General features: G+C 69.0%; 22 protein-coding genes. 19 read left to right on the top strand and 3 right to left on the bottom strand.

Annotation, left to right across the window (positions count from 1 at the left end; translation table 11 throughout):
* Positions 1–52 precede the first annotated feature (52 nt).
* From OG844_RS14755 to OG844_RS14680, 16 genes are all read left to right on the top strand, one after another.
* Entirely contained in the window at positions 53–1,615 is a 1,563-nt protein-coding gene (locus OG844_RS14755; protein WP_406390546.1) for a DUF6801 domain-containing protein, read from the top strand.
* 82 nt (positions 1,616–1,697) lie between these two features.
* On the top strand, positions 1,698–2,642 hold the full coding sequence (locus OG844_RS14750) for a hypothetical protein (protein WP_406390544.1): 945 nt from the start codon (positions 1,698–1,700) through the stop codon (positions 2,640–2,642).
* Between the two features lie 707 nt (positions 2,643–3,349).
* A complete protein-coding gene (locus tag OG844_RS14745) occupies positions 3,350–4,333 on the top strand; it encodes an ABC transporter ATP-binding protein (RefSeq protein WP_406390543.1) in 984 nt (327 codons plus the stop codon).
* Positions 4,330–5,184, top strand: a complete 855-nt coding sequence (locus OG844_RS14740) for an MlaE family ABC transporter permease (protein ID WP_406390541.1) — start codon at positions 4,330–4,332, stop codon at positions 5,182–5,184. Before OG844_RS14745 ends, OG844_RS14740 begins: the two co-directional genes overlap by 4 nt.
* 9 nt (positions 5,185–5,193) lie before the next feature.
* Complete coding sequence (locus OG844_RS14735) at positions 5,194–5,991, top strand: MlaE family ABC transporter permease (protein WP_406396135.1); 798 nt, start codon at positions 5,194–5,196, stop codon at positions 5,989–5,991.
* Complete coding sequence (locus tag OG844_RS14730) at positions 5,991–7,292, top strand: MCE family protein (protein WP_406390540.1); 1,302 nt, start codon at positions 5,991–5,993, stop codon at positions 7,290–7,292. Before OG844_RS14735 ends, OG844_RS14730 begins: the two co-directional genes overlap by 1 nt.
* Positions 7,289–8,320, top strand: a complete 1,032-nt coding sequence (locus OG844_RS14725; protein ID WP_406390538.1) for an MCE family protein — start codon at positions 7,289–7,291, stop codon at positions 8,318–8,320. Before OG844_RS14730 ends, OG844_RS14725 begins: the two co-directional genes overlap by 4 nt.
* Positions 8,317–9,333 (top strand): MCE family protein, encoded by a 1,017-nt coding sequence (locus OG844_RS14720; RefSeq protein ID WP_406390536.1) that lies wholly within the window; start codon positions 8,317–8,319, stop codon positions 9,331–9,333. The genes OG844_RS14725 and OG844_RS14720 overlap by 4 nt, the downstream gene beginning before the upstream one ends.
* Before the next feature lies 1 nt (position 9,334).
* A complete protein-coding gene (locus tag OG844_RS14715) occupies positions 9,335–10,456 on the top strand; it encodes an MCE family protein (protein ID WP_406390535.1) in 1,122 nt (373 codons plus the stop codon).
* Positions 10,453–11,595 (top strand): MCE family protein, encoded by a 1,143-nt coding sequence (locus tag OG844_RS14710; protein WP_406390534.1) that lies wholly within the window; start codon positions 10,453–10,455, stop codon positions 11,593–11,595. The genes OG844_RS14715 and OG844_RS14710 overlap by 4 nt, the downstream gene beginning before the upstream one ends.
* Positions 11,592–12,845, top strand: coding sequence for an MCE family protein (locus tag OG844_RS14705; RefSeq protein WP_406390532.1), 1,254 nt, complete (start codon positions 11,592–11,594; stop codon positions 12,843–12,845). Before OG844_RS14710 ends, OG844_RS14705 begins: the two co-directional genes overlap by 4 nt.
* Positions 12,842–13,363, top strand: a complete 522-nt coding sequence (locus tag OG844_RS14700; protein ID WP_406390531.1) for a hypothetical protein — start codon at positions 12,842–12,844, stop codon at positions 13,361–13,363. The genes OG844_RS14705 and OG844_RS14700 overlap by 4 nt, the downstream gene beginning before the upstream one ends.
* Positions 13,360–13,962, top strand: a complete 603-nt coding sequence (locus OG844_RS14695) for a hypothetical protein (protein WP_406390530.1) — start codon at positions 13,360–13,362, stop codon at positions 13,960–13,962. The genes OG844_RS14700 and OG844_RS14695 overlap by 4 nt, the downstream gene beginning before the upstream one ends.
* A 13-nt stretch (positions 13,963–13,975) precedes the next feature.
* Complete coding sequence (locus tag OG844_RS14690; RefSeq protein ID WP_406390528.1) at positions 13,976–14,506, top strand: nuclear transport factor 2 family protein; 531 nt, start codon at positions 13,976–13,978, stop codon at positions 14,504–14,506.
* Between the two features lie 43 nt (positions 14,507–14,549).
* Positions 14,550–15,338: a hypothetical protein gene (locus tag OG844_RS14685; RefSeq protein WP_406390526.1), complete on the top strand. Its 789-nt coding sequence runs from the start codon at positions 14,550–14,552 to the stop codon at positions 15,336–15,338.
* Positions 15,339–15,360: 22 nt separating this feature from the next.
* Positions 15,361–16,584: a lytic transglycosylase domain-containing protein gene (locus OG844_RS14680; protein ID WP_406390524.1), complete on the top strand. Its 1,224-nt coding sequence runs from the start codon at positions 15,361–15,363 to the stop codon at positions 16,582–16,584.
* Positions 16,585–16,588: 4 nt separating this feature from the next.
* Here the strand turns inward: OG844_RS14680 and OG844_RS14675 are convergent, their stop codons facing one another.
* The gene (locus OG844_RS14675; protein WP_406390522.1) at positions 16,589–17,650 is read right to left on the bottom strand and encodes an ATP-dependent DNA ligase; all 1,062 of its coding nucleotides are present in this window, start codon (positions 17,648–17,650) and stop codon (positions 16,589–16,591) included.
* A gap of 88 nt (positions 17,651–17,738) precedes the next feature.
* On the opposite strand from OG844_RS14675, the gene ligD reads away from it, so the two are divergent.
* Complete coding sequence (gene ligD / locus OG844_RS14670; RefSeq protein WP_406396133.1) at positions 17,739–18,749, top strand: non-homologous end-joining DNA ligase; 1,011 nt, start codon at positions 17,739–17,741, stop codon at positions 18,747–18,749.
* Positions 18,746–19,816, top strand: coding sequence for an ABC transporter permease (locus tag OG844_RS14665; protein WP_406390520.1), 1,071 nt, complete (start codon positions 18,746–18,748; stop codon positions 19,814–19,816). The genes ligD and OG844_RS14665 overlap by 4 nt, the downstream gene beginning before the upstream one ends.
* A 13-nt stretch (positions 19,817–19,829) precedes the next feature.
* Here OG844_RS14665 and OG844_RS14660 read toward each other — a convergent pair whose 3' ends face one another.
* Both OG844_RS14660 and OG844_RS14655 read right to left on the bottom strand, forming a co-directional pair.
* Positions 19,830–22,067, bottom strand: coding sequence for an OmpL47-type beta-barrel domain-containing protein (locus OG844_RS14660; RefSeq protein WP_406390518.1), 2,238 nt, complete (start codon positions 22,065–22,067; stop codon positions 19,830–19,832).
* Entirely contained in the window at positions 22,064–24,562 is a 2,499-nt protein-coding gene (locus OG844_RS14655) for a ThuA domain-containing protein (protein WP_406390517.1), read from the bottom strand. Before OG844_RS14655 ends, OG844_RS14660 begins: the two co-directional genes overlap by 4 nt.
* Before the next feature lie 221 nt (positions 24,563–24,783).
* Here OG844_RS14655 and OG844_RS14650 point away from each other — a divergent pair, with 221 nt between their 5' ends.
* On the top strand, positions 24,784–25,773 hold the full coding sequence (locus OG844_RS14650; protein WP_406390515.1) for a multicopper oxidase domain-containing protein: 990 nt from the start codon (positions 24,784–24,786) through the stop codon (positions 25,771–25,773).
* Positions 25,774–25,795: the final 22 nt, after the last annotated feature.

Raw genomic sequence — 25,795 nt, 5'->3', positions numbered from 1 at the left:
GCCCCCGCCGTGCGACCGCACCATCGAGGGAAGGGATCCATGAAGGATGACGATGCGCGGCACATCGAGGCGGGGTCGTGGGCGTGCGGCCGCACGGGGCGGAGCCGTTCTGGCCGGGGTCCTGATGGCGGGAATGATCCCGGGTGCACAGGCCTCCGCGGGTAACCGCGAAATCGATGTCGAGCTGGCCTATGCCTGTGCCTTTCCCTCAGGAGAGAGGGAGATCGAGGCGCGGGTCTCGGCGGTCGTCCCCGAGAGGGGGCAGGCCGGCGAAGCCGTGCAGTTGAGTGAGGTGAAGACGGAGCTGGCCCTGCCTGCCGATGCCGTGGCAGATCTGGTGAAGGACCCCGGCGGAAATGACTCACCGGCCCCGGTCGAACCCACCGCCGGGGCCGAATCCACCACCGTACCCGGAGCCGGATCGAAGGGCGTCGTGGCGGAGACACGTCTATCGGTCGACGTGGCGCAGGAAGGCCACTCTGCCGAGGCCGTGTGGATCGGCAACACCCAGGGTCCGTCGGCGGTCCCCGGCAAGGGAGATCTCACGCTGGCGGCCTCCGGTGCGGTCCCCTCGGTGACAGCCGCCGCCTCCGGCGGTCTGACCTTCACCGCCGGGCAGCTGGCGGTGAAACTCACTCCGGTCAGTGCCGACGGAGCCCCGACCAGGTCCTCGCCTCTGGACCTCACCTGCACGCCGGTGGCCGACCAGGATCTGCTGCTGGCGAGCGTGAACATCGGCGGCGAGGAGACCGCGCCCTGGCCGTCCGAGACGGGTGAGGGGCAGGGTGAGGGCGGTGGTGAAAGCGACCTGGCGGCGCCGAGGGTAGGAGCCCGGGACGCTGCACCCGCCGCCGAGGCGCCGGAGTGTCTGGGCGATCCGGAGAACGAGTCCCACCTGGTCGCCTACATCACTGGATACGCGAACGTCACCAAGCTCAAGGGTGCGGCGAAGTTTCCGGTGGCCTGCGCGAAGATCCTGCAGGGGCCACAGGGCATCGTGCCACCCGAGGAATCCCCGGACGGACTGGCGCATCTGATCCAGGACTCCACCGCCATGGTCGACCACCTCGGCCGACCGCAGCTGCCACCCGCCACCACGACCTTTCTGACCTTCGGCTTCATGCCCACGACGGCCACGATGGAAATGACCCAACAGCCTTTGGAGAAGGACGCCGACGGTCTGCCGATCTACAACGTGCATTCGGATCTGACCCTCAACGGCCTCGACACCTTCGGGTCCACCGTCATCACCATGGACCTCTCGCTTCGTCTCCGTGACGTCAAGGTCAATGGAGTGGCGCTGGAAGTCGGCCCCAACTGCCGTACCAGTAAGCCCTTCCGGCTGACCTTGTTGGGGAAGGTGTTCTTCAAGGACTTCATTTTCACCGGGTACACCCTCACCGGAGGGGGGCCGCTCACCTCGTCGGTCACTGTGCCGCCGTTCTCCGGCTGCGGTGTCGGGGAGGACCTCGACGACCTCTTCACCACCTCCATTTCGGGGAAGTCCGGATATGTGAAGCAGATCCAGGGCCCGCCCTGCGCAGCCATGGTGAACGACGAGACCCTGTGCACCGCGGACCGGCAGCCGCTGAACGTTCCCGTGGCGGAACGCTGACAACCCTTATGCCGTACAGCACTGCACCCGGCCAAGTGCCGATTCAGCAACTCCGCATATTCGACCATGAATTGAGGAACCAATGAGATCTGTCCCGAAGAGATGGCGTGCCGGGCTCGCCGTCACCGCGATCGCGGTCGCCCTTCCGCTGAGCACCACACCCGCCTCGGCTGCGTCAGCCTCGGCAAGTCTCAACGGGGACTGGGCCCCCTTCTCCCGCTGTCCGGTCGACGCCCCGGCCATGCTCGCGGCCGACGGACAGGACCTGGTCGCCTCCTGTGTGTCCTCCTACTCGCCCGGCGGTTCCATAAAGCTCGGCAACACCGAGGCCACCACCGGGTTCAACGACATGCAGTTCGGGGTCGTCCAGGACACGACGGCGGGGACCTTCACCGTCGTCCCGCCGGCGGGCGGCGCCCTGGTGGGCGCACCGACGGAGATCCCCGGTGGACTGCTCGGGCTGATGTGCGACGACACCCCAGTGATCTCGGTCATCTGCAACCAGATCACGAACGCGAGCCTGAACAAGATCACGGCAACGGTGGAGTCGGCCGGCACGCCCACGGAGTTCAACCTCATGGCGGGTCTCACCACCGGCGTGCCGATCGTGAAGCTGCCCATCCGGATCCACCTGGAGAACCCGCTTCTCGGCTCCCACTGCTACATCGGATCGGCTTCCGACCCTGTCGTCCTGCGTCCGCAGAACACCACCGCCCCGGCCGTCGCCGTGCAGCGGTTCGACGGGAACGGCACGCGCAACGATGAGGGGGACATGCTCCGGTTCGCACTCACCGACAACCAGCAGGGTGACAGTGCCTTCGCCGTGCCGAAGGCGACCGGCTGCGGCCTCCTGGGGAGTCTGAGCTGGGCCGTGAACCTGAAGACCGGCCTCCCGTCGGCCGCGGGGAACAACAGCCTCGTGCTGAACAACGCGTCGACCTACAACGCCGCTCTCACCGCCCCAGGCCTCTTCCTGCCCGATGCGGGCAAGGTGCTCGCGCAGAACTGGCACTCAGCGGTCAAGTAGTCCGCCGAAGGCCCGATCTGCGGCACACTCCGTTCGTCAGTTCCCGCGTGGTTGTCGCACGGTGCTTTTCCAGGCCCGCTCCGGCCGGATCATTCCTGATCGGGGCGGGCTTCGGCATGCCAGGAGTGGCGTGGTCCATGCCGACATCCCGCTCGGAAGGCCTCACTTTCCGACAGGTTTGGCAGGCCGATTACTCAGTCGACTACAAGAAATTCTGGGTGGGGAATCGGAGCGAAGAAACTTTATGAACCACTATTGCGCAGTCAGGTTACCGGCCCGTAGCGTCCCCGTTGAGCAGCTCGGAAACGTGTCCGTGCCTGCTCGTTCGACGTACGTGGAGTCCTGGTCGCGCCCCCTCGCCCCGGACTCCTCCGGGAGTTCCTCCGGCATCGAACCCTCCCGCCGGGGCCAGGTTCTCCCGCTGCCGGGGTCTCGTGGTGCCGGCCCCCCGGGGCTGCGGGGCCCCGGCGTACTCGGAGTGCTTGCGCAGAATCCGACAAACCCGGGACGTGGGTTTGTCATCCGGTGACAAGTGATCCACCCAGAGATCAACGTCCGACGATTTCCGCTGTTCAACGGCTTGTCCTGGCGGTTTCGGCGGACATAACGTGCGCCTCCCGGTGCATGTGTGACGAGCCGCCCTTGCATTTCTCAGAGCCGGAGTGCTGACAGATGACGTCGTTCACCGCACCTTCGAAGGAGGGCCGATGGGAATCGAAGTGGTCGTCGAGGGCCTGACGAAGTCCTTCGGCAAGCAGAACATCTGGCAGGACGTCAGTCTTACGTTGCCGGCCGGCGAGGTGAGCGTGATGCTCGGTCCTTCCGGAACCGGGAAGACCGTCTTCCTGAAATCCATCATCGGTCTGCTGAAGCCCGAAAAGGGACGCGTCCTCATCAACGGCGTCGATATGGTCAACAGTCCCGAGCGGGAGATCATGGAGACCCGGAAGCTCTTCGGCCTCATGTTCCAGGACGGCGCTCTCTTCGGCTCACTTTCACTCTTCGACAACATCGCCTTCCCCTTGCGTGAACACACCCGCAAGAAGGAATCCGAAATCCGCCGCATCGTCATGGAGCGGATCGACATCGTCGGACTGCTCGGTGCGGAGGAAAAGCTCCCCGGCGAGATATCCGGCGGAATGCGCAAGCGTGCGGGCCTCGCCCGCGCCCTCGTCCTGGACCCGCAGATCATCCTCTGCGACGAACCGGACTCCGGACTCGACCCGGTCCGCACCGCGTACCTCTCCCAGTTGCTCATCGACCTCAACGCGCAGATCGACGCGACGATGCTGATCGTCACCCACAACCTCGACATCGCGGCCACCGTTCCCGACAACATGGGCATGCTCTTCTGCCGCAAACTCGTCACCTTCGGTCCGCGCGAGGTCCTGCTCACCAGTGACACGCCCGTCGTCTCCCAGTTCCTCTCCGGACGCCGCGAAGGACCCATCGGCATGTCCGAGGAGAAGGACGCGGCCACCCTCGCCGCGGAACAGGTGAACGGCTACCACTACGCCCCGGTGCCGCGCACCGTCGTACCGCAGCTGGAGCCCTCACCCGGAATGCCCGTGCGGCAGGGTGCGCTGCGTCGCCGGGAGCGGGTCGTCTCCATGATGGGCCAGCTGCCGGAGGCCGCCCGTACGGCCATCATGAACAGCTACACGCCGACCCTGGGCGGTGGGCGCCTGTGACGGCCCCGCTGCCCGTGCGGCCGCCCGAGCCACCCGCGACGACACCGGTACCCGAGGACAGGGCGCCGCGGCAGCGACAGCCCTCACGGTTGGTCGCCCCGCTGCGCGAGACCGGGAAACTGTTCGCGCTCGCTGTCGCGGTATCCCGGGCGATCTTCCGCCGGCCCTTCCAGATGCGGGAGTTCATCGAACAGTTCTGGTTCGTCGCCAGCGTCACGATCCTGCCCGCCGCTCTCGTCTCGATCCCGTTCGGCGCCGTCATCGCACTCCAGGTCGGCTCGCTCACCGAGCAGCTCGGCGCACAGTCCTTCACCGGCGGCGCCAGCGTCCTCGCCGTCATCCAGCAGGCCAGCCCGCTCATCGTGGCACTGCTGATCTCCGGAGCCGCCGGCTCGGCCATCTGCGCCGACCTCGGATCGCGGAAGATCCGGGAGGAGCTCGACGCGATGGAGGTCATGGGCGTCTCGCCCATCCAGCGGCTCGTCGTCCCGCGGGTCCTGGCCACCATGCTCGTCGCCGTCCTGCTCAACGGCCTGGTGTCCGTGGTCGGCACGCTCGGCGGCTATTTCTTCAACGTGATCATGCAGGACGGCACACCGGGCGCCTACCTCGCCAGCTTCTCCGCCCTCGCGCAGCTGCCCGACCTGTACATAGGCGAACTCAAGGCGCTGATCTTCGGCTTCATCGCCGGCATCGTCGCCGCCTACCGCGGGCTGAACCCGCGCGGCGGCCCCAAGGGAGTGGGTGACGCGGTCAACCAGTCCGTCGTCATCACCTTCATGCTGCTGTTCTTCGTGAACATGGTCCTCACGGCGATCTACCTCCAGATCGTCCCCCCGAAGGGGGGCTGACCGGTGTCGATGCTCAGCCGGCTCGATCGGGCGGGTGACCAGCTCACCTTCTACGTACGGGCTCTCATCTGGATTCCCAGGACCCTGCGCCGCTATCTCAAGGAGGTCCAGCGGCTCCTCGCCGAGGTCGCCTTCGGCAGCGGCGGCCTGGGTGTCATCGGCGGCACCATCGGTGTGATGATCGCGATGACCCTCGCCACCGGTTCGGTCGTCGGCCTCCAGGGCTACGCGGCCCTCGACCAGATCGGCACCTCCGCGTTCACCGGCTTCATCTCCGCGTACTTCAACACCCGTGAGATCGCCCCGCTCGTGGCCGGGCTGGCCCTCTCCGCGACCGTCGGCGCGGGCTTCACCGCCCAGCTCGGCGCGATGCGGATCAACGAGGAGGTCGACGCGCTCGAAGCGATGGGTGTGCGGTCCATGCCCTACCTCGTCACCACCCGGATCATCGCCGGCGTCGTCGCGATCATCCCCCTGTACGCGATCGGGCTGCTCTCCTCCTACCTCGCCTCCCGCTACATCACGATCCTGTTCAACGGTCAGTCCGCGGGCACCTACGACCACTACTTCAATCTCTTCCTCTCCCCGGACGACGTGCTCCTGTCGGTGCTCAAAGTGCTGATCTTCAGCGTGCTGGTGATCCTCGCCCACTGCTACTACGGCTTCCACGCCACGGGCGGCCCCGCCGGGGTCGGCGTGGCCGTGGGCCGGTCGGTACGCAACGCCATCGTGCTCATCAGCGTCACCGACTTCTTCCTCTCGCTCGCCATCTGGGGCGCGACGACAACGGTGAAGGTGGCCGGCTGATGCCCTCGTCCAAGGCGCAGACGGTGCGCCGCAGAATGGCCGGCGTGGCCTTCGTGCTCGTGCCCGCCGTGCTCGTGTGGGTGTCGGTCTCGGTGTACGAGAAGGACTTCAGCGACGACGCCACCGTGACCGTACGCACCGGGAGCGTCGGCAACGAGATGCATGACAACGCCGATGTGAAGCTGCGCGGGGTCGTCATCGGGCAGGTGCGCGACATCGAGGCCGACGGCGACGGGGCGCGCCTGACCCTCGCCATCGAGCCCGACAGGCTCGGGCAGATACCGGCCGACGTCACCGCACAGATGCTGCCGACCACCCTCTTCGGGGAGCGGTTCGTCGCCCTCGTACCGCCGCCCGTCCCCTCCGCACAGACTCTGCGAGCGGGTTCAGTGATCCCGCAGGACCGCTCCAGCAACGCCATCGAGCTGGAGGAAGTCCTCGACAACGTCCTGCCGATGCTGACCGCGGTGAAACCGGAGAAGCTCGCCGCCACGCTCAACGCCGTCTCCCAGGCACTGGAGGGACGCGGCGACAAACTCGGCGACACGCTGGTCACCCTCGACGCCCACCTCAAGGAGTTCAACCCCCAACTGCCCACGCTCAACGCGGACATCAAGGAGCTCGTCAAGGTGAGCACCCTCTACGCGGACGCCGCCCCCGACGTCCTGGACGCGCTCACCGACTTCACCACCACCAGCGGCACCATCGCCGAACAGCAGGCGGAACTCGCCGATCTGTACGGCTCCACCACAGCTTCCGCCCAGGACGTCACGTCGTTCCTGCGGCGGAACAAGGACAACCTCATCCGGCTCTCCGCCGCGGGCCGGCCGACGCTGGAACTCCTCGCCGAGTACTCGGACGCGTTCCCCTGCACCCTGCGCACGATGGCGGGATTCGTCCCCGCCATGGACAAGGCGCTCGGCAAGGGCACCGATCAGCCCGGCCTCCACGTCACCCTCAAGGCCGTGAAGTCGAAGGGAAAGTACGTGGCGGGCAAGGATGCCCCGGTCTACAGCGCGACCGGCGGCCCGCACTGCTACTCGGTTCCCTACGTGGGCAGGACGGTCCCGACCGCCGACGCCCGCGCCGCCACCGACACGGACACCGGCCCGGCAGCGGGGGCGGACGCCACCGCGCCCGCCGCCGACAGCGCGCTGGGCATTCCCAACTCCCCCCAGGAGAGCCGGCTCGTCAACGAACTCATCGCCCCCTCACTGAAAGTGCAGCCGCAGTCCCTGCCCGACTGGAGCAGCGTGCTCATCGGTCCGGCCTTCCGCGGTGCGGAGGTGAAGCTCAAGTGAAGCGCCGCTCCCTCGCGGGACCGCTCGCGAAATCCATCGTCTTCGTCGTGGTGACCGTCCTGGCCACCACCGTCCTGGCCCTCTCCATCGCCAATACGGGCGTCGGCGACACGACGACGTACCGGGCGAGGTTCACCGACGCCACCGGACTCGTCGTCGGTGACAGCGTCCGGATCGCCGGAGTCAAGGTCGGACAGGTCGAATCCATCGAGGTGGCCGACAAGCGCCTGGCCGAGGTCGCCTTCGCCGTCCGTAAGGGCCGCAAGCTGCCCGCCTCCGTGACCGCGTCGATCAAGTACCTCAACATGGTCGGCCAGCGCTACGTCGACCTGGACCAGGGCGCCGGTCCCGTCGGCAGGAGCTTCGCCGCGGGGGCGACCATCCCGCTCTCCCGTACGACCCCTGCGCTCGACCTCACCCAGCTCTTCAACGGATTCCAGCCGCTCTTCGAAGGGCTGTCCCCGCCGGACGTCAACCAGCTCGCGGGCTCCATCGTCCAGGTGCTCCAGGGCGAGGGCGGCACCGTCGACAGCATCCTCTCCCACGTCGGATCACTGACCGGCACCGTAGCGGCCAAGGACAAGGTGATCGGCGAGGTGATCAAGAACCTCAACACGGTCCTGAAGACCGTCAACGACCGTGAGGCGGGCTTCAACGACCTCGTCGTCACCCTCCAGAAGCTCGTCACCGGGTTCTCCGGCGACCGCAAGCCGCTCGGCGAAGCGGTCACGGCCATGGGCGCGCTCACGACCGTCACCGCCGGTCTCCTCGAGGACGGACGCAAGCCGCTCAAGGAGGACATCAAGCAACTGGGGCGTCTCACCGGTCAGTTGGAGAAGGGGCAGCCGCAGATCGAGAGCTTCCTCGCGAAGACCCCCGCCAAGATGGAGGCGATCACCCGCCTCACCTCGTACGGCTCGTGGCTCAACCTCTACCTGTGCGAGGCCAAGATCTCCGGAGTGAGCACCGAGGACGGCAGCGCCCCGCCCACCGGCATCGCGATCACCCAACCGAGGTGCCTGGCATGAGAATCAAGCCCGTACGGGAACGCAACCCCGTGGCCGTCGGCGTCGTCGGACTCCTCGTTCTGACCCTCCTGGGGCTGGCCGCCTACCGCGCCGACGCGCTGCCCTTCATCGGCGGCGGAACCACCTACAGCGCCGACTTCACCGAGTCGGCCGGACTCGACAGCGGCGACGAGGTGCGGATCGCCGGCGTGAAGGTCGGAGAGGTCACCGGCGTCTCGCTCGACGGCGCCAAGGTGAAGGTCGACTTCAAGGTGAAGGACGCCTGGATCGGCAACGCCTCCACCGTCGGCATCGCCATCAAGACCCTCCTCGGTGAGAAATACCTCGCAGTCGACCCGCTCGGCGACGCCCCGCAGGACCCCGGCTCCCGCATCACCGCGAGCCGCACCACCTCCCCGTACGACGTCACCCAGGCGTTCAACGGACTCGGCGAGACCATCGGGGAGATCGACACCGCCCAGCTCGCCCAGAGCTTCGAGACGATCTCCGAGACCTTCAAGGACTCCCCACCCGACGTGCGCAGCGCGGCGAACGGGCTCTCCGCACTCTCCAGGACCGTCTCCGAACGCGACGCGCAGCTCGCCACCCTGCTCAAGGGCAGCAAGCAGCTCACCAGGACCCTCGCCGACAAGAAGAGCAGCTTCGAGACACTGCTTGAGGACGGCAACCTGCTCCTCGGCGAGATCCAGGCCCGCCGCGACTCCATCCATCTGCTGCTCACAGGAACCCGGAACCTCGGCACCCAGCTCACCGGGCTCGTCACGGACAACAACAAGCAGCTGAAACCCACGCTGGACTCGCTCGGCCGGGTCACCGCCGTCCTGGTGAAGAACCGAAAGAGCCTCGACAAGGTGCTCTCGATGGCCGGCGCCTACAACCGGCTCGTAGGCAACACACTCGGCAACGGCCGCTGGTTCGACAACTACGTGTGCGGAGTCGTCCCGAAGGACTACCTGCCCGCCGACACCCTTCCCGAGGACGACTGCATGCCGCCGAAGCAAGGGGGCCGCTGACATGAGACCCGCACGCATCATCGGCATCGGCGCCGGACTCGCCGTCGTCGCCGTGGCCGCCACCTCCGGTGTGATGGCCATGGACGACGCCGGAAGGACGACGGTCACCGCCTACTTCGACCAGGCCACCGGGGTGTACGCCGGCTCGGACCTGCGGATCCTGGGTGTGAAGGTCGGCACCGTCGAATCCGTGGAACCGAGGGGCGAGGAGGTCGCGGTCACCCTGCGGCTCGACGAGGGCGTCAAGGTCCCCAAGGAGGCCCACGCCGTCGTCGTCGCCCCCAGCCTGGTCGCCGACCGCTACGTCCAGCTCGCCCCCGCGTACAGCGGAGGGGCGCAGATCGAGGACCACGCCGTACTGCCCGCCGCGAACAACGCGACACCGATCGAGGTCGACCAGCTGTACGAGTCGATCACGGAGCTCTCCACGGCGCTCGGTCCGGACGGGGCCAACGCGGACGGAGCCCTGGCCGGACTGCTGGAGACCGGCGCGAAGAACCTCGACGGCAACGGAAAGGCCATCGGGGACTCCATCGAGCAGTTCGGCAAAGCGACGAAGACGCTGGACAGGAGCAGCGGGAACCTCTTCGACACCCTCTCCTACCTGCAGACCTTCACCACGATGCTGAAGGAGAACGACGGCAACGTGCGCGCCGCCGAGCAGCAGCTCAACTCCGTCACCGGATTCCTCGCCGACGACAAGAAGAACCTGGGTGCGGCCCTGAAGGAGCTCGGCAAGGCGCTCGGCCAGGTCAAGGGCTTCATCCAGAAGCACCGCGGCGCGCTCAAGGAAAACGTGGACCTCCTGGTGCCGCTCACCCAGACCCTGGTCGACCAGCGCGCCTCGCTCGCGGAGTCCCTCGACACGCTGCCGCTCGCGGCGACCAACGTACTCAACGCCTACGACCCGGCGAACCGCACTCTCAACGGCCGTACGAACCTCAACGAGCTGTCCATGGGCGGACCGCTCACCGAGGCCGAGGCAGCGGGCCTGGAAGGGCTGGCACCGGTGGACGCCACCCGGCAGAAGGCGCTGCCCGTGCTGCCGCTGCCCGCGATCGGCACCGTCTACGGCACCCCGGGGAAGACCGGGACGGACAAGAAGAAGGAGGCGAACCGATGAGCCGTGCCCTGCGCAGACCCGGAGCGCGCGCGACCACGGGCCTCGCCGCCCTGCTCTCCGTCGGCGTCGGCCTCGCACTCGTCGTCGCCGGCGTCGACACGCCCTCCTTCTCCGGCATCGACCAGGTGCCGCTGCCCGGCGGCGCCGACCTCGGCGACGACCCGTACGAGATCACCGCCGAGTTCGGGGACGTCCTCAGCCTCGCGCCGCAGTCCTCGGTCAAGGTCAACGACGTCGCAGTCGGCAGGGTCACCAAGATCTCCCTCACTCCCGGCGGCTGGACCGCGAAGGTCACCATGCGGGTCAACGGGAAGATCAGGATGCCCGCCAACGCGTACGCCCACCTCGAACAGTCCAGCCTCCTCGGCGAGAAGTACGTCCAGCTCTCACCTCCCGCCGCCGGCACGGCCGAGGGCGCCCTTGCGGACGGCGACCGGATCCCGCTCACGCGCACCAACCGCAACCCCGAGGTCGAAGAGGTCTTCGGCGCCCTGTCGATGCTCCTCAACGGCGGGGGCATCGACCAGCTCAAGACCATCACCACCGAACTCAACAAGGCACTGGCCGGACAGGAACCCCAGATCCGTTCGATGCTCAGCCGCGTCGACACGCTCGTCACCAACCTGGACGACCACAAGGAAGACATCACCGAGGCGCTCGACGGCGTCAACCGCCTCGCCGCCACCCTCGCCACCCGCAAACAGGACGTCGGCACCGTCCTCACCGGGCTGAGCCCCGGAATGAAGGTCCTGGAGAAGCAACGCGGTTCGCTCCTGACCATGCTGCGCTCGCTCGACACGCTCTCCACCGTCGCCGTCGGGACGATCAACAAGAGCAAGGCCGACACGATCGCCGACCTCAAGGCGATCGCCCCCACGCTCCGGGCCCTCGCCGACTCCGGCCAGGACCTGCCCGACTCCCTCCAGGTGCTGCTCACCTACCCGTTCACCGACGAGGTGCTGCGCGGAGTGAAGGGCGACTACCTCAACGTCTACCTGGATGTGACGGCCATGCCCGGTACCCAGATCATCCCGGCTCTCACCCCGGACGCCACCGCGCCACCTGCCCGGCAGAAGGCGGCGCTTCCCCTGCCCCTTCCCTCGATCACGACACCGGGCACGGAGGGCAGCAGCCGATGATCACGCTCGCCACCCGCCTCAAGAACATCGCCTTCCTCGTCATCGCGGTGCTCGTACTCGGCTACCTCGGTGTGCGGTACGCCGACCTCGGCCACTATGTCGGCCTGCGCAGCTACTACACCGTGACGGTCCAACTGCCGCAGACCGGCGGCCTGTACACCCACTCCAACGTCTCCTACCGGGGCGTGTCCGTCGGCAGGGTCGGCCCGATCGAACTCACCGACGACGGTGTCGAGGCCGAGCTGCGCATCGAGAACGACGCACCGCGCATCCCGGACAGCCTGGAGGCAGTCGTCGCCAACCTCTCCGCCGTCGGCGAGCAGTACATCGACCTGCGGCCCACCCGCGCGGACGGTCCCTTCCTGGAGCACGGCTCGGTCATCGACCAGGCCGACACCACGATCCCCGCCCCCGTCACCAACGTCCTCACCAGCGTCAACGACCTGACGGCGTCCGTCGACGCGGAAGCGCTGCGCACCGTCGTCGAGGAATTCGGTGCGGCCTTCAACGGGCGCGGCGACGACCTCCAGGTCCTGCTCGACACCGGCAGCGAGTTCGTCGAAGCGGCGGACGAGGCACTGCCGACGACCACGAAGCTCATGGCCGACGGCGAGACCGTGCTGCGTACCCAGGCCGAACAGGGCGACGCCCTCAAGGGCTTCGCGTCGGGCGCCGAGGAACTTGCCGCGGAACTCAAGGGATCGGACAGCGATCTGCGCCGGCTGATCGCCACCGCCCCCGACGCGACCGCACAGATCAGCGGGCTGCTGCGTGACGTGGAACCAGGCTTCGGCGTCGTCGTCGCCAACCTCCTCACCACCTCCGAGGTCGCCGTCACCCGGCAGCGCGGACTGGAGGAACTCCTGGTGAAGGTCCCCGCGGTCGCCGCAGCGGGAGCGAGTGCGGTCGACGAGGACGGTGCCCGGTTCGGTATGTCGGTCACCTTCTTCGAACCACTGCCCTGCACCGCCGGATACGGCTCCACGACCTACCGCGAGGGCACCGACCTCTCGCCGGCGCCCGCCGTCAACACCAAGGCCCGCTGCGCCTCCTCGCCCGGCACCGGGATCAACGTCCGCGGCAGCGCCAACGCCCCCAGGGGTGGGCCCGTGCCCGAGCCGGCCGTGCCCGGCCCGCTCCTCACCGGCACCGACGGGGACCGGCTCCCGGGTACGTTCGGCACCGCCGGCGACACGTCGCCGGCGCCTCAGGGCATGGCCGGTCTGCTGGGCCTCGGAGGTGGCCAGTGAACGCCCGGACGAAGCGCCTGAGCGGCTGGGCCGTGCTCGTCGCCGCCGTACTGATCTGCGCGCTCGGCGGCTGGTCGTACGCGCAGGCGCGGGGCGACGACACCCTCTCGTACGCGAAGAGCCGCGACGCCGCTCTCGGCGACGGGAAGCGGCACCTCGCCCGGCTGAACACCATGGACGGCAAGGACGGCACGACCGTCGCGTCGGGGCTCGACGCCTGGCTCGCCTCCTCGACGGGTCCTCTGCACGACGGGCTGAGGAGCAGCCGCAAGAAGGATGCGAGCGAGCTCACGAAATCCGGTGCCACGGCACGCGGGAAGGTCACCGACGCCGCGCTCACCGCGCTCGACGAACGCGCCGGGACCGCCGCAATGATCGCGACCGTCGACGTCGAGGTCACCCCGCGCACCGGAAAGGGCGGCACGGAGCGCAAGCGCTTCGAGGCGAACCTCGCCCGGACCGGCGACGGCTGGAAGATCAAGGCGCTCGAGGCGATACCCGTCGGGAGCGGCACATGAGGCAGACCGGAGGGACCACCGTACCGAGCACCACGATCGACACCGGCCCGGATGCGGGGACGGCGGAGCCCCGGGCCGACGAGAAGGCAGCACCGAACCGCGGACGCCCGGCCCGAACCGTCGCCGCCGTCCTGGTCGTCGCCCTGCTCGTGGCCGGCGGTGCGTTCTTCGTCGCCGGGCAGCAACTCCGTGACACCCCCGCCACATCCAACCGCGCGCTGACCGACACGGCGGCGACCACCCGGGTCGCGGGGGATGTCAGCAACGCGCTGGGAAAGGTCTTCTCGTACAGCCCGCAGGCCACCGCCGTGACGAAGGAGTCGGCGAAGCAACTGCTGGCGGGCAAGGCGCTCCAGCAGTACGCGGCACTGTTCGGCCAGGTGGAGAAGCAGGCCACCGACCAGAAGCTGACGCTCACCACCCACGTCGTACGGGCCGGAGTGACCCGACTCAGCGGCAGCAGCGCCCACCTGCTCGTCTTTCTCGACCAGGTGTACGAGCGTGAGGGGAAGGCCGCCACCACCGCGGCAGCCCAGCTGTCCGTCACCGCCGAACTGCGGGACGGACGCTGGCAGATCGTCGAGATCACCTCCAGGTAGGGGAGAGGCACCGATGGCACGGGTACGGACGACGAGGAATCCGCTGGTGGCGGCAGCGATCGCGCTGACCGCCGTGGCGGCGGTCGCGGCGGGCTGGGGCGGCTGGTCCCGGTACGACGCCGCTCACGACGACTCGGCGGCCTACGCACAGGCCCGCGACGACGCGCTGGCCGCGGGGGAGCAGGCCGTGCAGAACATGAACACGCTCGACCACGCGCAGCTCGATCAGGGTCTCGACAGTTGGGAGGACTCGACGACGGGCGACCTCCACAAGCAACTCGTGGACGGACGCGACGGGTTCGCCGAGCAGATCGAGGCGGCCCGGACCGTCAGCACGGCCGAGGTGCTGTCGGGAGCGGTGACCGAGCTGGACGAACGGGCCGGGAAGGCCGGAGTGATGGTCGCACTGCGGGTCACCGTGACCGCGCCGGAAGGCAAGCCCGCGGTGAAGGAGAGCCGGATGCTCGGGCAGCTCACCCGTACCTCCGAGGGGTGGAAACTCAGCGCCCTCGGCCAGGCGCCCGTCGGCAACACCGCCGGCTGACACCGCCGCCCCGGAACGCACCGCCTTCGAGAGGACCCGAGAGATGTCGACGACCCGTCACCTCGTCAACCGCCAGCGACGGTTGGCCTCCGCCGCGACGGCGGGCGCCCCGCCCCGCGGGCGTGCCACCCCCGACCGGCAGCCCGTACGGAATGGCACAGACACAGACACAGACACAGACACGGACACGGACGATACGGCCACGGATGCCACAGCTATAGGTCCAACCGAGCTGGAAGAAAAGGCCGTTGAGGATGCCGATACGGCACAGACGTCCGCGGGCGAGGACCCCGGGATCCTGCGCAGGCGCCCGCCCCGGCTCCGCATCCGGCTCCCCGCCGTCCTCTGTGCCGCCACCGTGCTCCTCGGCGCCTTCGCCGCCTGGGCGTTCGCCTCCGCCGGCACACTGCGCGACGACCCGAGCCGGCAGAACACCGCCCTCACCGACATCAGCCGGACCAGCGAGGTGAAGGGCCAGATCACCGAAGCGGTCGGCGCCGTGTTCTCGTACAACTACGCCTCGCCCGCGAAGTCCGACCGGGCGGCACGGACCCATCTGGTCGGCCGGGCGGTGCAGCAGCACAAGGACATGCTCGCCGAGGTACGCGCGCAGGCGCCGAAGCAGAAGCTCGTGCTCACCACGACCGTCACCCAGAGCGGCGTCGAACGGCTCGACGGCGACCGGGCCCGGCTCCTGGTCTTCGCCGACCAGAGCAACACGCGTACGGGCAGGGCGGACGAGACGACCTATGCGGCGGCCATGTTCGCAGTGGACGCCGTTCGTCGCGGCGACACCTGGCGGATCTCCGCCATCGACACGTTCACCCAGTGACCCGGGGGGAGAGGGAGCACGCATGAGGTTCAACGGAACAATGCGCCGCGGACTCACCGGCACGGCCACGGCCGTTGCCGCCATGGCCGCGCTCACCGCGTCCCAGGCACCCGGGCTCGTCGGCGGGTCCGACGACAAGAAGGCCGCGGCAGCGGACGACGTGGTCTGGACGCAGGTGCCCAACGACGACAGCTACCACACGGAGCTGCCGCCGCTGAAGACACCCGAGCCGCCGACGTCCGGCACGAAGCCGAACCCTGTCGTCGCACCGGCCTGGGCCGAAGCGGGCATTCCGGCGACGGTCCTCTCCGCGTACCACAAGGCCGAGAACGCGCTGGGCCGTACCGACCCCGGCTGCCGGCTCCCCTGGCAGCTGCTCGCGGCGATCGGCAAGGTCGAGTCGGGGCAGGCGCGCGGGGGACAGGTCGACGCCGCGGGCACCACACTCGCCCCGATCCTCGGCCCCGTCCTCAACGGTGCGGGCTTCGCCGACATCCGGGACACCGACGGCGGTGCGTACGACGGCGACACCCGCTACGACCGTGCCGTCGGACCGATGCAGTTCATCCCCTCCACCTGGGCGCACTGGCGGAAGGACGGCAACGGCGACGGGCGCAAGGACCCCAACAACATCTTCGACGCCGCACTCGCCGCCGGGCACTACCTGTGTGCGGGGGCGCGCAACCTGTCGGTGCGGGGCGACCTCGACCGGGCGATCCTCAGCTACAACCACTCGGACACCTACCTGCGCACGGTGCTGTCCTGGCTGGAGTTCTACCGCAAGGGCACCCACCCCGTCGCCGACGGCAGCGGCGTGCTCCCGAGGAGCCCCGGTGCGGGCGGCCGGACTCCGCCCGAGGCCCCGGTCGGCGGCCCCGGCCGGCCGGACGACGGCGGCATCGTCATCGGCCCGCAGCCCACCCGGACACCCGGTCCCTCGACCTCGCCCGGCCCCTCACCCTCGGACTCCGCCACCCCGGATCCCAGCGGCTCCCCGACGGACCCGGGCCCCAGCCCCGACCCCACCGGCACCGGGCCCACGGACCCGACCACGGATCCGGATCCCAGCACGTCGCCCGACCCGACCACCGACCCCAGCACGTCACCGGACCCGGACCCCAGCACCTCCCAGCCGGGCTGCCCGACCGAGTCCGCGGAGCCCGGCCCGTCGCCCTCCACCCCGTCGCCCTCCACGTCGCCCTCCGACGCACCCACGGACGATCCCTGCGCCACCCCCGCCGCCTGAAACGTCAGCCGGCCGGGAGCACCTCGGACAGGTCGTACCGAACCACTTCCTCCAGCTGCCCGTAGGTGCAGCCGGAGGGGGTGCGGTCCGGCCGCCACCGCCGGAACTGGGTGGTGTGGCGGAAACGGTCGCCCTCCATGTGGTCGTATGCCACCTCGCAGACCCGCTCGGGGCCGATCGCCACCCAGGACAGGTCCTTCTTTCCCGACCAGCGGCTCGGTGCCCCCGGCAGCCGTGACCCCTCGTGCGCGGTCGCGTCCGCCCAGGCCGCCCAGGGGTGCTCGGCGGGATCGATCCGCAGGGGTTCCAGCTCCTCGACGAGTTCGGCGCGCCGCTTCATCGGGAAGGCCGCGCAGACCCCCACGTGCTGGAGCACGCCCTCGGAGTCGTACAGCCCCAGCAGCAGGGATCCCACCACGGGGCCGCTCTTGTGGAAGCGGTAGCCCGCCACCACGCAGTCGGCGGTCCGGGCATGCTTGATCTTGTACATCGCCCGGACGTCGGGCTTGTAGGGCAGGTCGAGCGGCTTGGCGACCACCCCGTCGAGCCCCGCGCCCTCGTACTGCTCGAACCACTCCTGGGCGACGACGGGATCCGTCGTCGCCGGAGCGAGGTGGACGGGGGCGGACGCACCGGAGAGCGCCGTCTCCAGCAGGGCCCGCCGTTCGGTCTGCACCGTGCTCAGCAGGGACCGGTCGTCCAGCGCGAGGATGTCGAAGGCCACCAGGCTGGACGGAGTCTGCTCGGACAGCATCAGCACCCGCGAATCGGCCGGATGAATGCGTTCGCTCAGCCGGTCGAAGTCCAGCCGCCCCCCGTGCGCCACCACGATCTCCCCGTCGATCACACAGCGGGGCGGGAGGTTCTCCCGCAACGCCGTGACCAGCTCGGGGAAGTAGCGGGTGAGCGGCTTTCCGGTCCGGCTGCCGATCACCACCTCGTCGCCGTCCCGGTGCACGATCGCCCGGAAGCCGTCCCACTTCGCCTCGTACTGCATACCCGGGGGAATGGCGGACACGGACTTGGCGAGCATCGGTTTCACGGGAGGCATCACGGGCAGGTCCATGAACCGATTCTGGACCGTCCCGCGGAATGCGTCTCCCGATATGCGGCATATGTGGGCCCGGCCTACGGTGGCCGACATGGGAGCAGCGGTGGAGCTGGAAGCAGACGGACGGGCCGTACGGCTGTCCAACCCGGACAAGGTGTACTTCCCCGAGAAGGGCTACACCAAGAGGGACGTGGCCGAGTACTTCCTGGCCGTGGGGCCCGGCATCCTCCGCGCCCTGCGCGAGCGGCCGACCACCCTCCAGCGCTTCGTCGACGGCGTGGAGGGCGACTTCTTCTACCAGAAGCGTGCGCCGAAGAACCTCCCCGACTGGACCCCCACAGCCCGCATCGAGTTCCCGAGCGGCCGTCACGCCGACGAGATGTGCCCCACCGAGCTCGGCGCCGTCCTCTGGGCGGCCAACCTGGGCACTCTGACCTTCCACCCCTGGCCGGTACGCAGGGCCGACACCGACCACCCAGACGAGCTGCGCATCGACCTCGACCCGCAACCCGGCACCGACTACGCCGATGCGGTGACGGCCGCCCACGAACTGCGGTCCGTCCTGGACGACCACGGGCTGCGCGGCTGGCCCAAGACCTCGGGCGGGCGCGGCATCCACGTCTTCGTGCCCATCGTGCCCGAGTGGACCTTCACGCAGGTCCGGCGTGCCGCGATCGCCGTGGGCCGGGAACTCGAACGCCGTATGCCGGACCGGGTCACCACCGCGTGGTGGAAGGAGGAGCGCGGCGAGCGGATCTTCGTCGACTACAACCAGACGGCCCGCGACCGGACCATCGCCTCGGCCTACTCCGTACGCCCCCGTCCGTACGCCCCGGTCTCCGCTCCGCTGCGCTGGGAGGAGATCGACGACGCCGAGCCGCGCGACTTCGACATCCGGACCATGCCCGTGCGGTACGCCGAGGTGGGGGACCTGCACGCCGACATGGACGACCACGCCTTCCGGCTGGACCTGCTGCTGGAGCTGGCCACGCGTGACGAGCAGGAGCACAAGCTCGGCGATCTGCCCTATCCACCGGAGTACCCGAAGATGCCCGGCGAACCGAAGCGGGTGCAGCCCAGTCGCGCCCGGCACGACGACGGCAACGAGGCATGAACGCCGGACAGACGGCTGAGCACGGAGCGCACGGCAGGCCCCCGACACGGCGCGAGAAGTGGGAGGCGTACAAGCAGTCGCCGTACTTCCCGGCGCTGGTGCTGCTCTTCATCCTGGCCGCCGCGGCCGGGCTCTTCGCGGGCTCCTACACCTATGCGATGGCCAACCCCACCCCGCACCGGATTCCGGCCGCGGTGCTCAGCGGCGCCGACGTGCCGCGCGGCAGGGCGTTCGTCGACGGCATGGAGAAGGCGCTCGACACCTCCCTGGAACTGCACAGGTACGGGACCCGGGCCGAGGCACGCCAGGCGCTGGACGAACAGAAGGTCTTCGTGATCCTTCGGACGGTCGGCGACGGGGTGGCGATGGATGTCGCCGCGGCGTCCGGCGCCACCGTCGCGGAACTGCTCGCCGAGACCGGTGTGAAGGTCGCGGACACCCTCGGCATCCCCCTCACGGTCAAGAACGTCAAACCCCTGCAGAGGGGTGACCCGCGCGGCCTGGCTCTCTTCTACATCTCGCTCGCCGCCGTCATCATCGGCTTCGTCGGGGCGATCCAGCTCAGCGTGCACGCCCGTGAGCTGCTCCCGCTGGAGCGCATCGCGTTCACAGTCGGCTACGCGCTCCTCGGCGGCTTCGCCATCGCGGCCGTCGTGGACTGGGGACTCGGCGCGGTGGATCTGCCGTTCGTCCAGTCCTGGCTGATCCTGTCGCTCACGATGTTCACTTCGGGCATGGTCTTCACCATGTTCAACACCCTCATGGGGCGCTGGGCGATGATTCCCACCTGGGGCGTCATGGTGCTGATCGGCAATCCCTCGTCGGGCGGCGCGGTGTCCTGGCCGCTGCTGCCCTCACTGCTCGGGCACATCGGCCGCTGGCTGCCGCCGGGTGCCTCGGTCAACGCCCAGCACACGGCGGTCTACTACCAGGGCCACCAGTTCGTCTTCCCGTACCTGGTGCTCGCGGCCTGGTCGTTGGTGTCCTGCACGGTGTTCTGGGTGTGGCGCCACCGGCACCCCGGAGGCCGCAGCCACATGCCTGAGCACGCGGCCGCGGCCTCCTGAGAGCTGTCCGGTGCTAGAGCTCCTGGATGCGGATGTCGCGGTAGGAGATGACGTCCGTGGTGCTGTGGACCTGGAGCCCGATGTAGCCGGTGCTGAACCGCCGGCCGTCGGTACCCGGGTCGTCGCCCCGCGGCGGCTCGAAGAGCTGACCGCCGTTGTTGTCGAACTCGTTCAGCAGGACACCGTTGCGGTAGACCGAGTAGTGCTGGTCCACCACCCGTATCTCGTAGTCGTTCCAGGTGCCCTTGGGTGTGACTCCGGCGCCGCCGAGGCCCACGCGGTCGAAGCCGTAGACGGACCCGGTCTTGTACATGTCGCCGTCGGGCCGGTCGTTGACCTGGATCTCATGGCCGTACTTGATGGCGACCCACTCCGGGCGCGACTCCTCCGGGTGGTCGTGGACGTCCGGGAAGCGTACGAAGACCCCGCCGTTGGCGTTGCCCGCACCGGGCGCGTCGTCACGCCACTGGAGCTTCAGCGAGAAGTCGCCGTACTGGCGGGCCGGGAACCACAGCATTCCCATCCCGTCCACCGAGGTGGAGCTGGTGATGGACCCCTCCTCCGCGTTGAGCCCGAACTTCCCGCCGCCCACGTGCTGCCACGCGGAGAGGGACTCCGCGGTGCCGTCGAACAGCTTGCGGTAGCCCTCGTCCTGGCCCGGCCGGCCGATGCCGGACTGCTTGGCCGCCCGGTAGATCTTCTTGTGTTCACGGGCGTCGATCGCCCCGTCGGCGAGCAGCTTGTCGAGGACCTTGTCGACGTGCTTGAGGAACAGCGCGTGCGAGGACCAGTCCTTCTCGTCCTCGATCAGCTCGTTGATCGTGCAGCGGTTCCCGGTGACCCGGTTGGGGACACCCGTGTCGACCGTGCCGACGATGACGGTGAGCCGCTCGTCGAACTCGGGGCAGTTGGGCGCCGGCACCCCGCCGCTCTCGGCGATCGTGAACGACGCCTGCTTCGCCTCGGAGGTGTTGCCCGCCTTGTCCGTCGCCCGGTGGGCGAAGGTGTGGTAGCCGACCCGGTCCACGATGACGGGCGCGGTGTACGCGAGGTACGGGCCCCCGTCCAGCGAGTACTCGGTCTTCTCCACGCCCGAGTCGGCGTCGGTGGCGGTCACCGTGGCCTCGGCGCTGGTGATGAACGCGCCGTCCGAGTTCTTGTCGCCCTCCACCGCCACGGAGGTCACCGGCGGTGTCCGATCCTGCGACGGCGGCTCGACGACCGTGAAGTCGACGGACTTCTCGGCGGCCGCGTTGCCGGACGTGTCGGTGGCGCGGTAGCGGAGCGTGTGCGTCCCCACCTCGTGCACCATCACGGGTGCGGTGTACGCCTGCCAGGCGCCGTCCGCCCCGATCGCGTACTCGATGGTGTTGACGCCGGACCCGGTGTCGGACGCGGTCACGGTGACCGTGGCCATGCCCAGGTAGGCGCCCGCGTCGTCCTTCTCGCCCGAGACGGTCGCCGAGGTCTCCGGCGGAGTCCCGTCGTCCGTGGGTGGTGCAGCGACCGTGAAGTCGACGGACTTCTCGGCGGCCGCGTTGCCGGACGTGTCGGTGGCGCGGTAGCGGACCGTGTGCGTCCCCACCTCGTTCACCACGACGGGCGCCGTGTACGGCTGCCAGGCGCCGTCGGCCCCGATCGCGTACTCGACGGTGTCCACGCCCGAACCGGCGTCGGTCGCCGCCACGGTGACGGTCGCCTGACCGATGTACGCGCCGTCGGCGTTCCTGTCGCCGTCCACCGTCGCCGAGGTCTCGGGCGCGGTGGTGTCCTCACCGCCGCCGCCCTCGGTCACGGTGAGAATGCCCTGCATCGAGCCGTGGCCGGGAATGGTGCAGTGGTAGAAGTACCGGCCGGGCGTGAGGGTGACCTCGACGCTGTGCTTGCCGCCCGAACTGTCACTCGGGTTGGCCAGGATGTTCAGCGGGACGTCGTTGTTGAACTCCACGTCCGACACGCTGAAGGTCAGGGTGTGCGGCATGCCCGTCGTGTTGCCCGTGGCCGTGCTGTTCTCGAAGACGATGGTCGCCGGGCCGGCCACCGCGGTCCTGGGCGCCGAAAGGTAGTGGTCGATGGGATCGCCCGCGGTCCAGTTGAGTACCTGGTCGGCCGCGGCCGCGGGACGGTCGTCCTCGCGCCCGTACGCGGCCGTCGACGTCAGCCCCAGGACCATCAGGAACGAGCCGAGCAGGGCCAGCCACAACCGGGCGGGTCCGTAACGCTGTCGCGCGAGGAGTGAACGGTCTCTCACTGCGCTGCCGCCTTCCTGGCCAGGTCGGAGGCGGCCGGGGTCGGGCCGCCGCCCTTGTACGTCACGCGCCACAGCGCGGACTTGGAGTCGGAGGTGAAGAAGCCGCGCCCGTAGTCCAGGACGTACAGCGAACCGTCGGGGGCGAACTTCCAGTCCATGAGGTTGCGGATGCCTTCGGCACCGACCGGAATGATCTTCTTCAGGGACTCGGCGTGCGTGGGCGTGCCGCCCTTGCCGACCGTCCTCGGGTCGGTGAGCACGGCGTGCCGCGGCTGGGTGTCGTCGTAGAAGTCACCGACGAACCACTTGCCGTCCCAGTACGAGGGCCACTTGGCCTCGCTCGTGCTCGTCGCGTCGTAGCGGTACACCGGGCCGTTCATCGTGGCCTGGCCGCCGCCCTTGAGCCAGGGGAGGAGCTGCTTCTGGTCGGCCACCTTGTAGCTCGGGATGCCGTTGGCGTCGCGCGGGTAGTCCACGCCGCCGCCCTGGGGCGAGTACCAGATGGTGTTGGACGTGATCGGCGGCAGCTTCACGAGGCCGTCGTTGTTCGGCGACTCGTTCCTGGGGGCGTCGCAGTCGTACCAGCCCAGCGGCTTGGTGGGATCGGGCAGATTGCGGTCCCGGTAGGGCTGCTTGTTGCCCATGCAGTACGGCCAGCCGTGGTTGCCGGCCTTGGTGATGGCGGCGAACGTGTCGTACTTGGCGGGGCCCCACGTGGTGCTGGGGGAGCCCGCGTCGGGGCCGACCCAGCCCGCGTACAGTGTGTCGGTGGCCTTGTCGACGGAGATCCGGGCGGGGTTGCGTACACCCATCACATAGATCTCGCCGCGGGTCCTGCCGCCGCCCTCGTCCGGCTCCTCGCCCGTGAAGAGGTTGCCCTCCGGCAGGGTGTAGGTGCCGTCGTCCTCGGGGTGGATCCGCAGGATCTTCCCGTTGAGGTTGTTGGTGTTGCCCGCAGTGCGGCGGGCATCGGCGAACGAGACGCCCTTGTAGTTCGGCTGGGGGTTGTTTCCGGAGTAACCGTCGCTGAAACCCGAGGAGTTGTTGTCCCCGGTGGCGATGTAGAGGTTCTCCTTCGAGTCCCAGGCCAGCCCGCCGCCCGCGTGGCAGCAGCTGTGGATCTGGACCGGCCAGTGCAGCAGCACCTTCTCGGACGCCAGGTCCAGCTCGTTCGTGGCCGGGTCGAAGGTGAAGCGCGAGACCTGACGCACCGCCATCTGCTTGTCGCGGTCGATCTTCGCGTGCGGCGTGTAGTGCAGGTACACCCAGCCGTTGGTGGCGAAGTCCGGGTCCAGCTCGATGCCGAGCAGGCCCTCCTCCACCTTGACGAGCTCGTCGCCGCCGCCCTTGTTGCCGAAGACGGTCAGCTTGCCGGCGAGGGTGACCTTCTTGGTCGCCGGGTCGTAGACGTGGATCTCGCCCTGGCCCTTGCCGATGTCAGGGTTGTTCCAGTCCGTGACGACCGGCTGGTCACCGTCGGCGCCGCCGCGCCCGATGTAGAAGACCCGGCCGTCCCCGGCGGTGACGAGGCCGTGCGGCTCGCCGATCTGGTCGTTCCGGCCGGGCTGGTTGGGCTGGGTGAGACGCTCGGCCGTGTAGTTGGCGTCGATGGTCGCCTTGCAGTCGGCCTGGGAGATGCGGCTCGTCCAGGCGAGCGCGCCCCGCAGGTGGTCGCGGAAGTCCGTCTCCGCGAAACTGCTGACCGTACCGCCCATGCCCGTGTAGAAGGACCGGCCGCCGTCGTAGTCGCGGCACCAGGAGACCGGGTGGTCCCAGCCGTTGGCGCTCGCTCCCGGCGCGTACGTGATCTCACGGACGCGGGCCACGGTGTGCACGTCGCCGGACGGATTGTCCTTCCAGCTCAGCCACTTGTCGGGACGCTTCCACTCCAGCGGGAGGTTCTTCGTCGCCGGGTGTCGACGGTCCCCGATCTCGACCGTGGCCCGCTGGACGTTCGCCGGGCTGTCCGCCGAGGGGCGGGCGCCCACCAGGCCGGTGAACCAGTCGGAGTACGGCTCGGTGCGCGCCGCGTCATGGATGCCGAGGAAACCGCCGCCCGCCTCCATGTACGCCTCGAGGCCCGCTTCCTGCTCCGGGTCGAGGACGTCGCCCCCGCCGGTGAGGAAAACGACCGCGTTGTACGTGCCGAGCTGCTTGCCCTTGGTGAAGACCCCGGCGTCGTCGGTGGCGACGGTCCTGAAGCGTCCGGCCTCCGGGCCGCTGAGCCCGATCTTCTCGATGGCCGCGATCCCCGCGTCCACGGTCGGCGACTCCTCGCCCGCCGAGGCGTGGAAGACCAGCACCTTGACGTCGGCCCCGCCCGGCGGCGAGGGGAGAGACAACGTTGTCGCCATCCGTTCCACGAGTCCTGGATCCGGATAGGGTCTGGCACTGGCCGCGTTGCCGCCCAGCAGGGACGCGGTCAGCGCGCCGGCCGCCACCGCTGCCGCGAGGCCCCGCCGCGATCTGGACCTGTGATGTGGTGTGCGCTGCATGTGGTCACCCACCCCTCTCTGGTCACTGCTCTGGTCGCTGCAACTGTGTGGTCACTGCAACAGCGCATGAAGCTAGACCTCTTTTCGCGACTCGCCAATAGGTATGGCAGCAATCGGACGAACTTTGTCCTGAGTGTGGATAAACATGGTTCCCGCAGCTACGGTGTGGGCCGTCCCGGGGAACAGTGCGTCAGTTTCCGTATCGCAGTGGGGAGTTCGACATGGACCGAAGGACCTTCAACCGGCGGATGCTGGTGGGCGGCGGTGTGGCGGCGGCGACCGGCGTGACATCGATGTCACTCGGCGCGGTGCAGGCGAGTTCGGCGGAGAACCCGCCGAGGACCGCCCCGGCGGGAGGAGCCGTCCGCCACCTCAAGCTGTACGCCGAGAAGTTGGCGGACGGCTCGATGGGCTACGGCTTCGAGAAGGGCAAGGCGTCGATTCCGGGACCCCTCATCGAGATCACCGAGGGCGACACCCTGCACATCGAGTTCCAGAACACCACGGACGTCGACGCCAGCCTCCATGTCCACGGCGTCGACTACGACATCGCGAGCGACGGCACCCGCATGAACCGGAGCCACGTCGAACCGGGCGGCACCCGTACGTACACCTGGCGCACCCACACGCCGGGCCGCCGGAAGGACGGCACCTGGCGGGCGGGCAGCGCGGGCTACTGGCACTACCACGACCATGTCGTCGGCACGGACCACGGCACGGGCGGCATCCGCAAGGGGCTCTACGGGCCCCTCGTCGTCCGGCGCAAGGGGGACATCCTGCCGGACAAGACGCTCACGATCGTCTTCAACGACATGACGATCAACAACAAGGCCGCCCACGAGAGCCCGAACTTCGAGGCCACGGTGGGAGACCGGGTCGAAGTCGTGATGATCACGCACGGCGAGTACTACCACACGTTCCACATCCACGGTCATCGCTGGGCGGACAACAGGACCGGGCTGCTCGCCGGCCCCGAGGACCCGAGCAGGGTCGTCGACACGAAGATCTGCGGACCCGCCGACTCGTTCGGCTTCCAGGTCATCGCGGGCGAACACGTGGGAGCCGGCGCCTGGATGTACCACTGCCACGTCCAGAGCCACTCCGACATGGGGATGGCCGGACTGTTCCTGGTCGCCAAGGCCGACGGCACGGTCCCCGGCTACGACCCGCCGCACCACGCGGCCGGCGCGGCGGACGCCCACGAGCACTGAGCCACGGACGTCACCCGACAGC

It is taken from the genome of Streptomyces sp. NBC_00887 (assembly GCF_045207585.1).
This window is presented reverse-complemented; position numbering and strand designations above follow the sequence as displayed.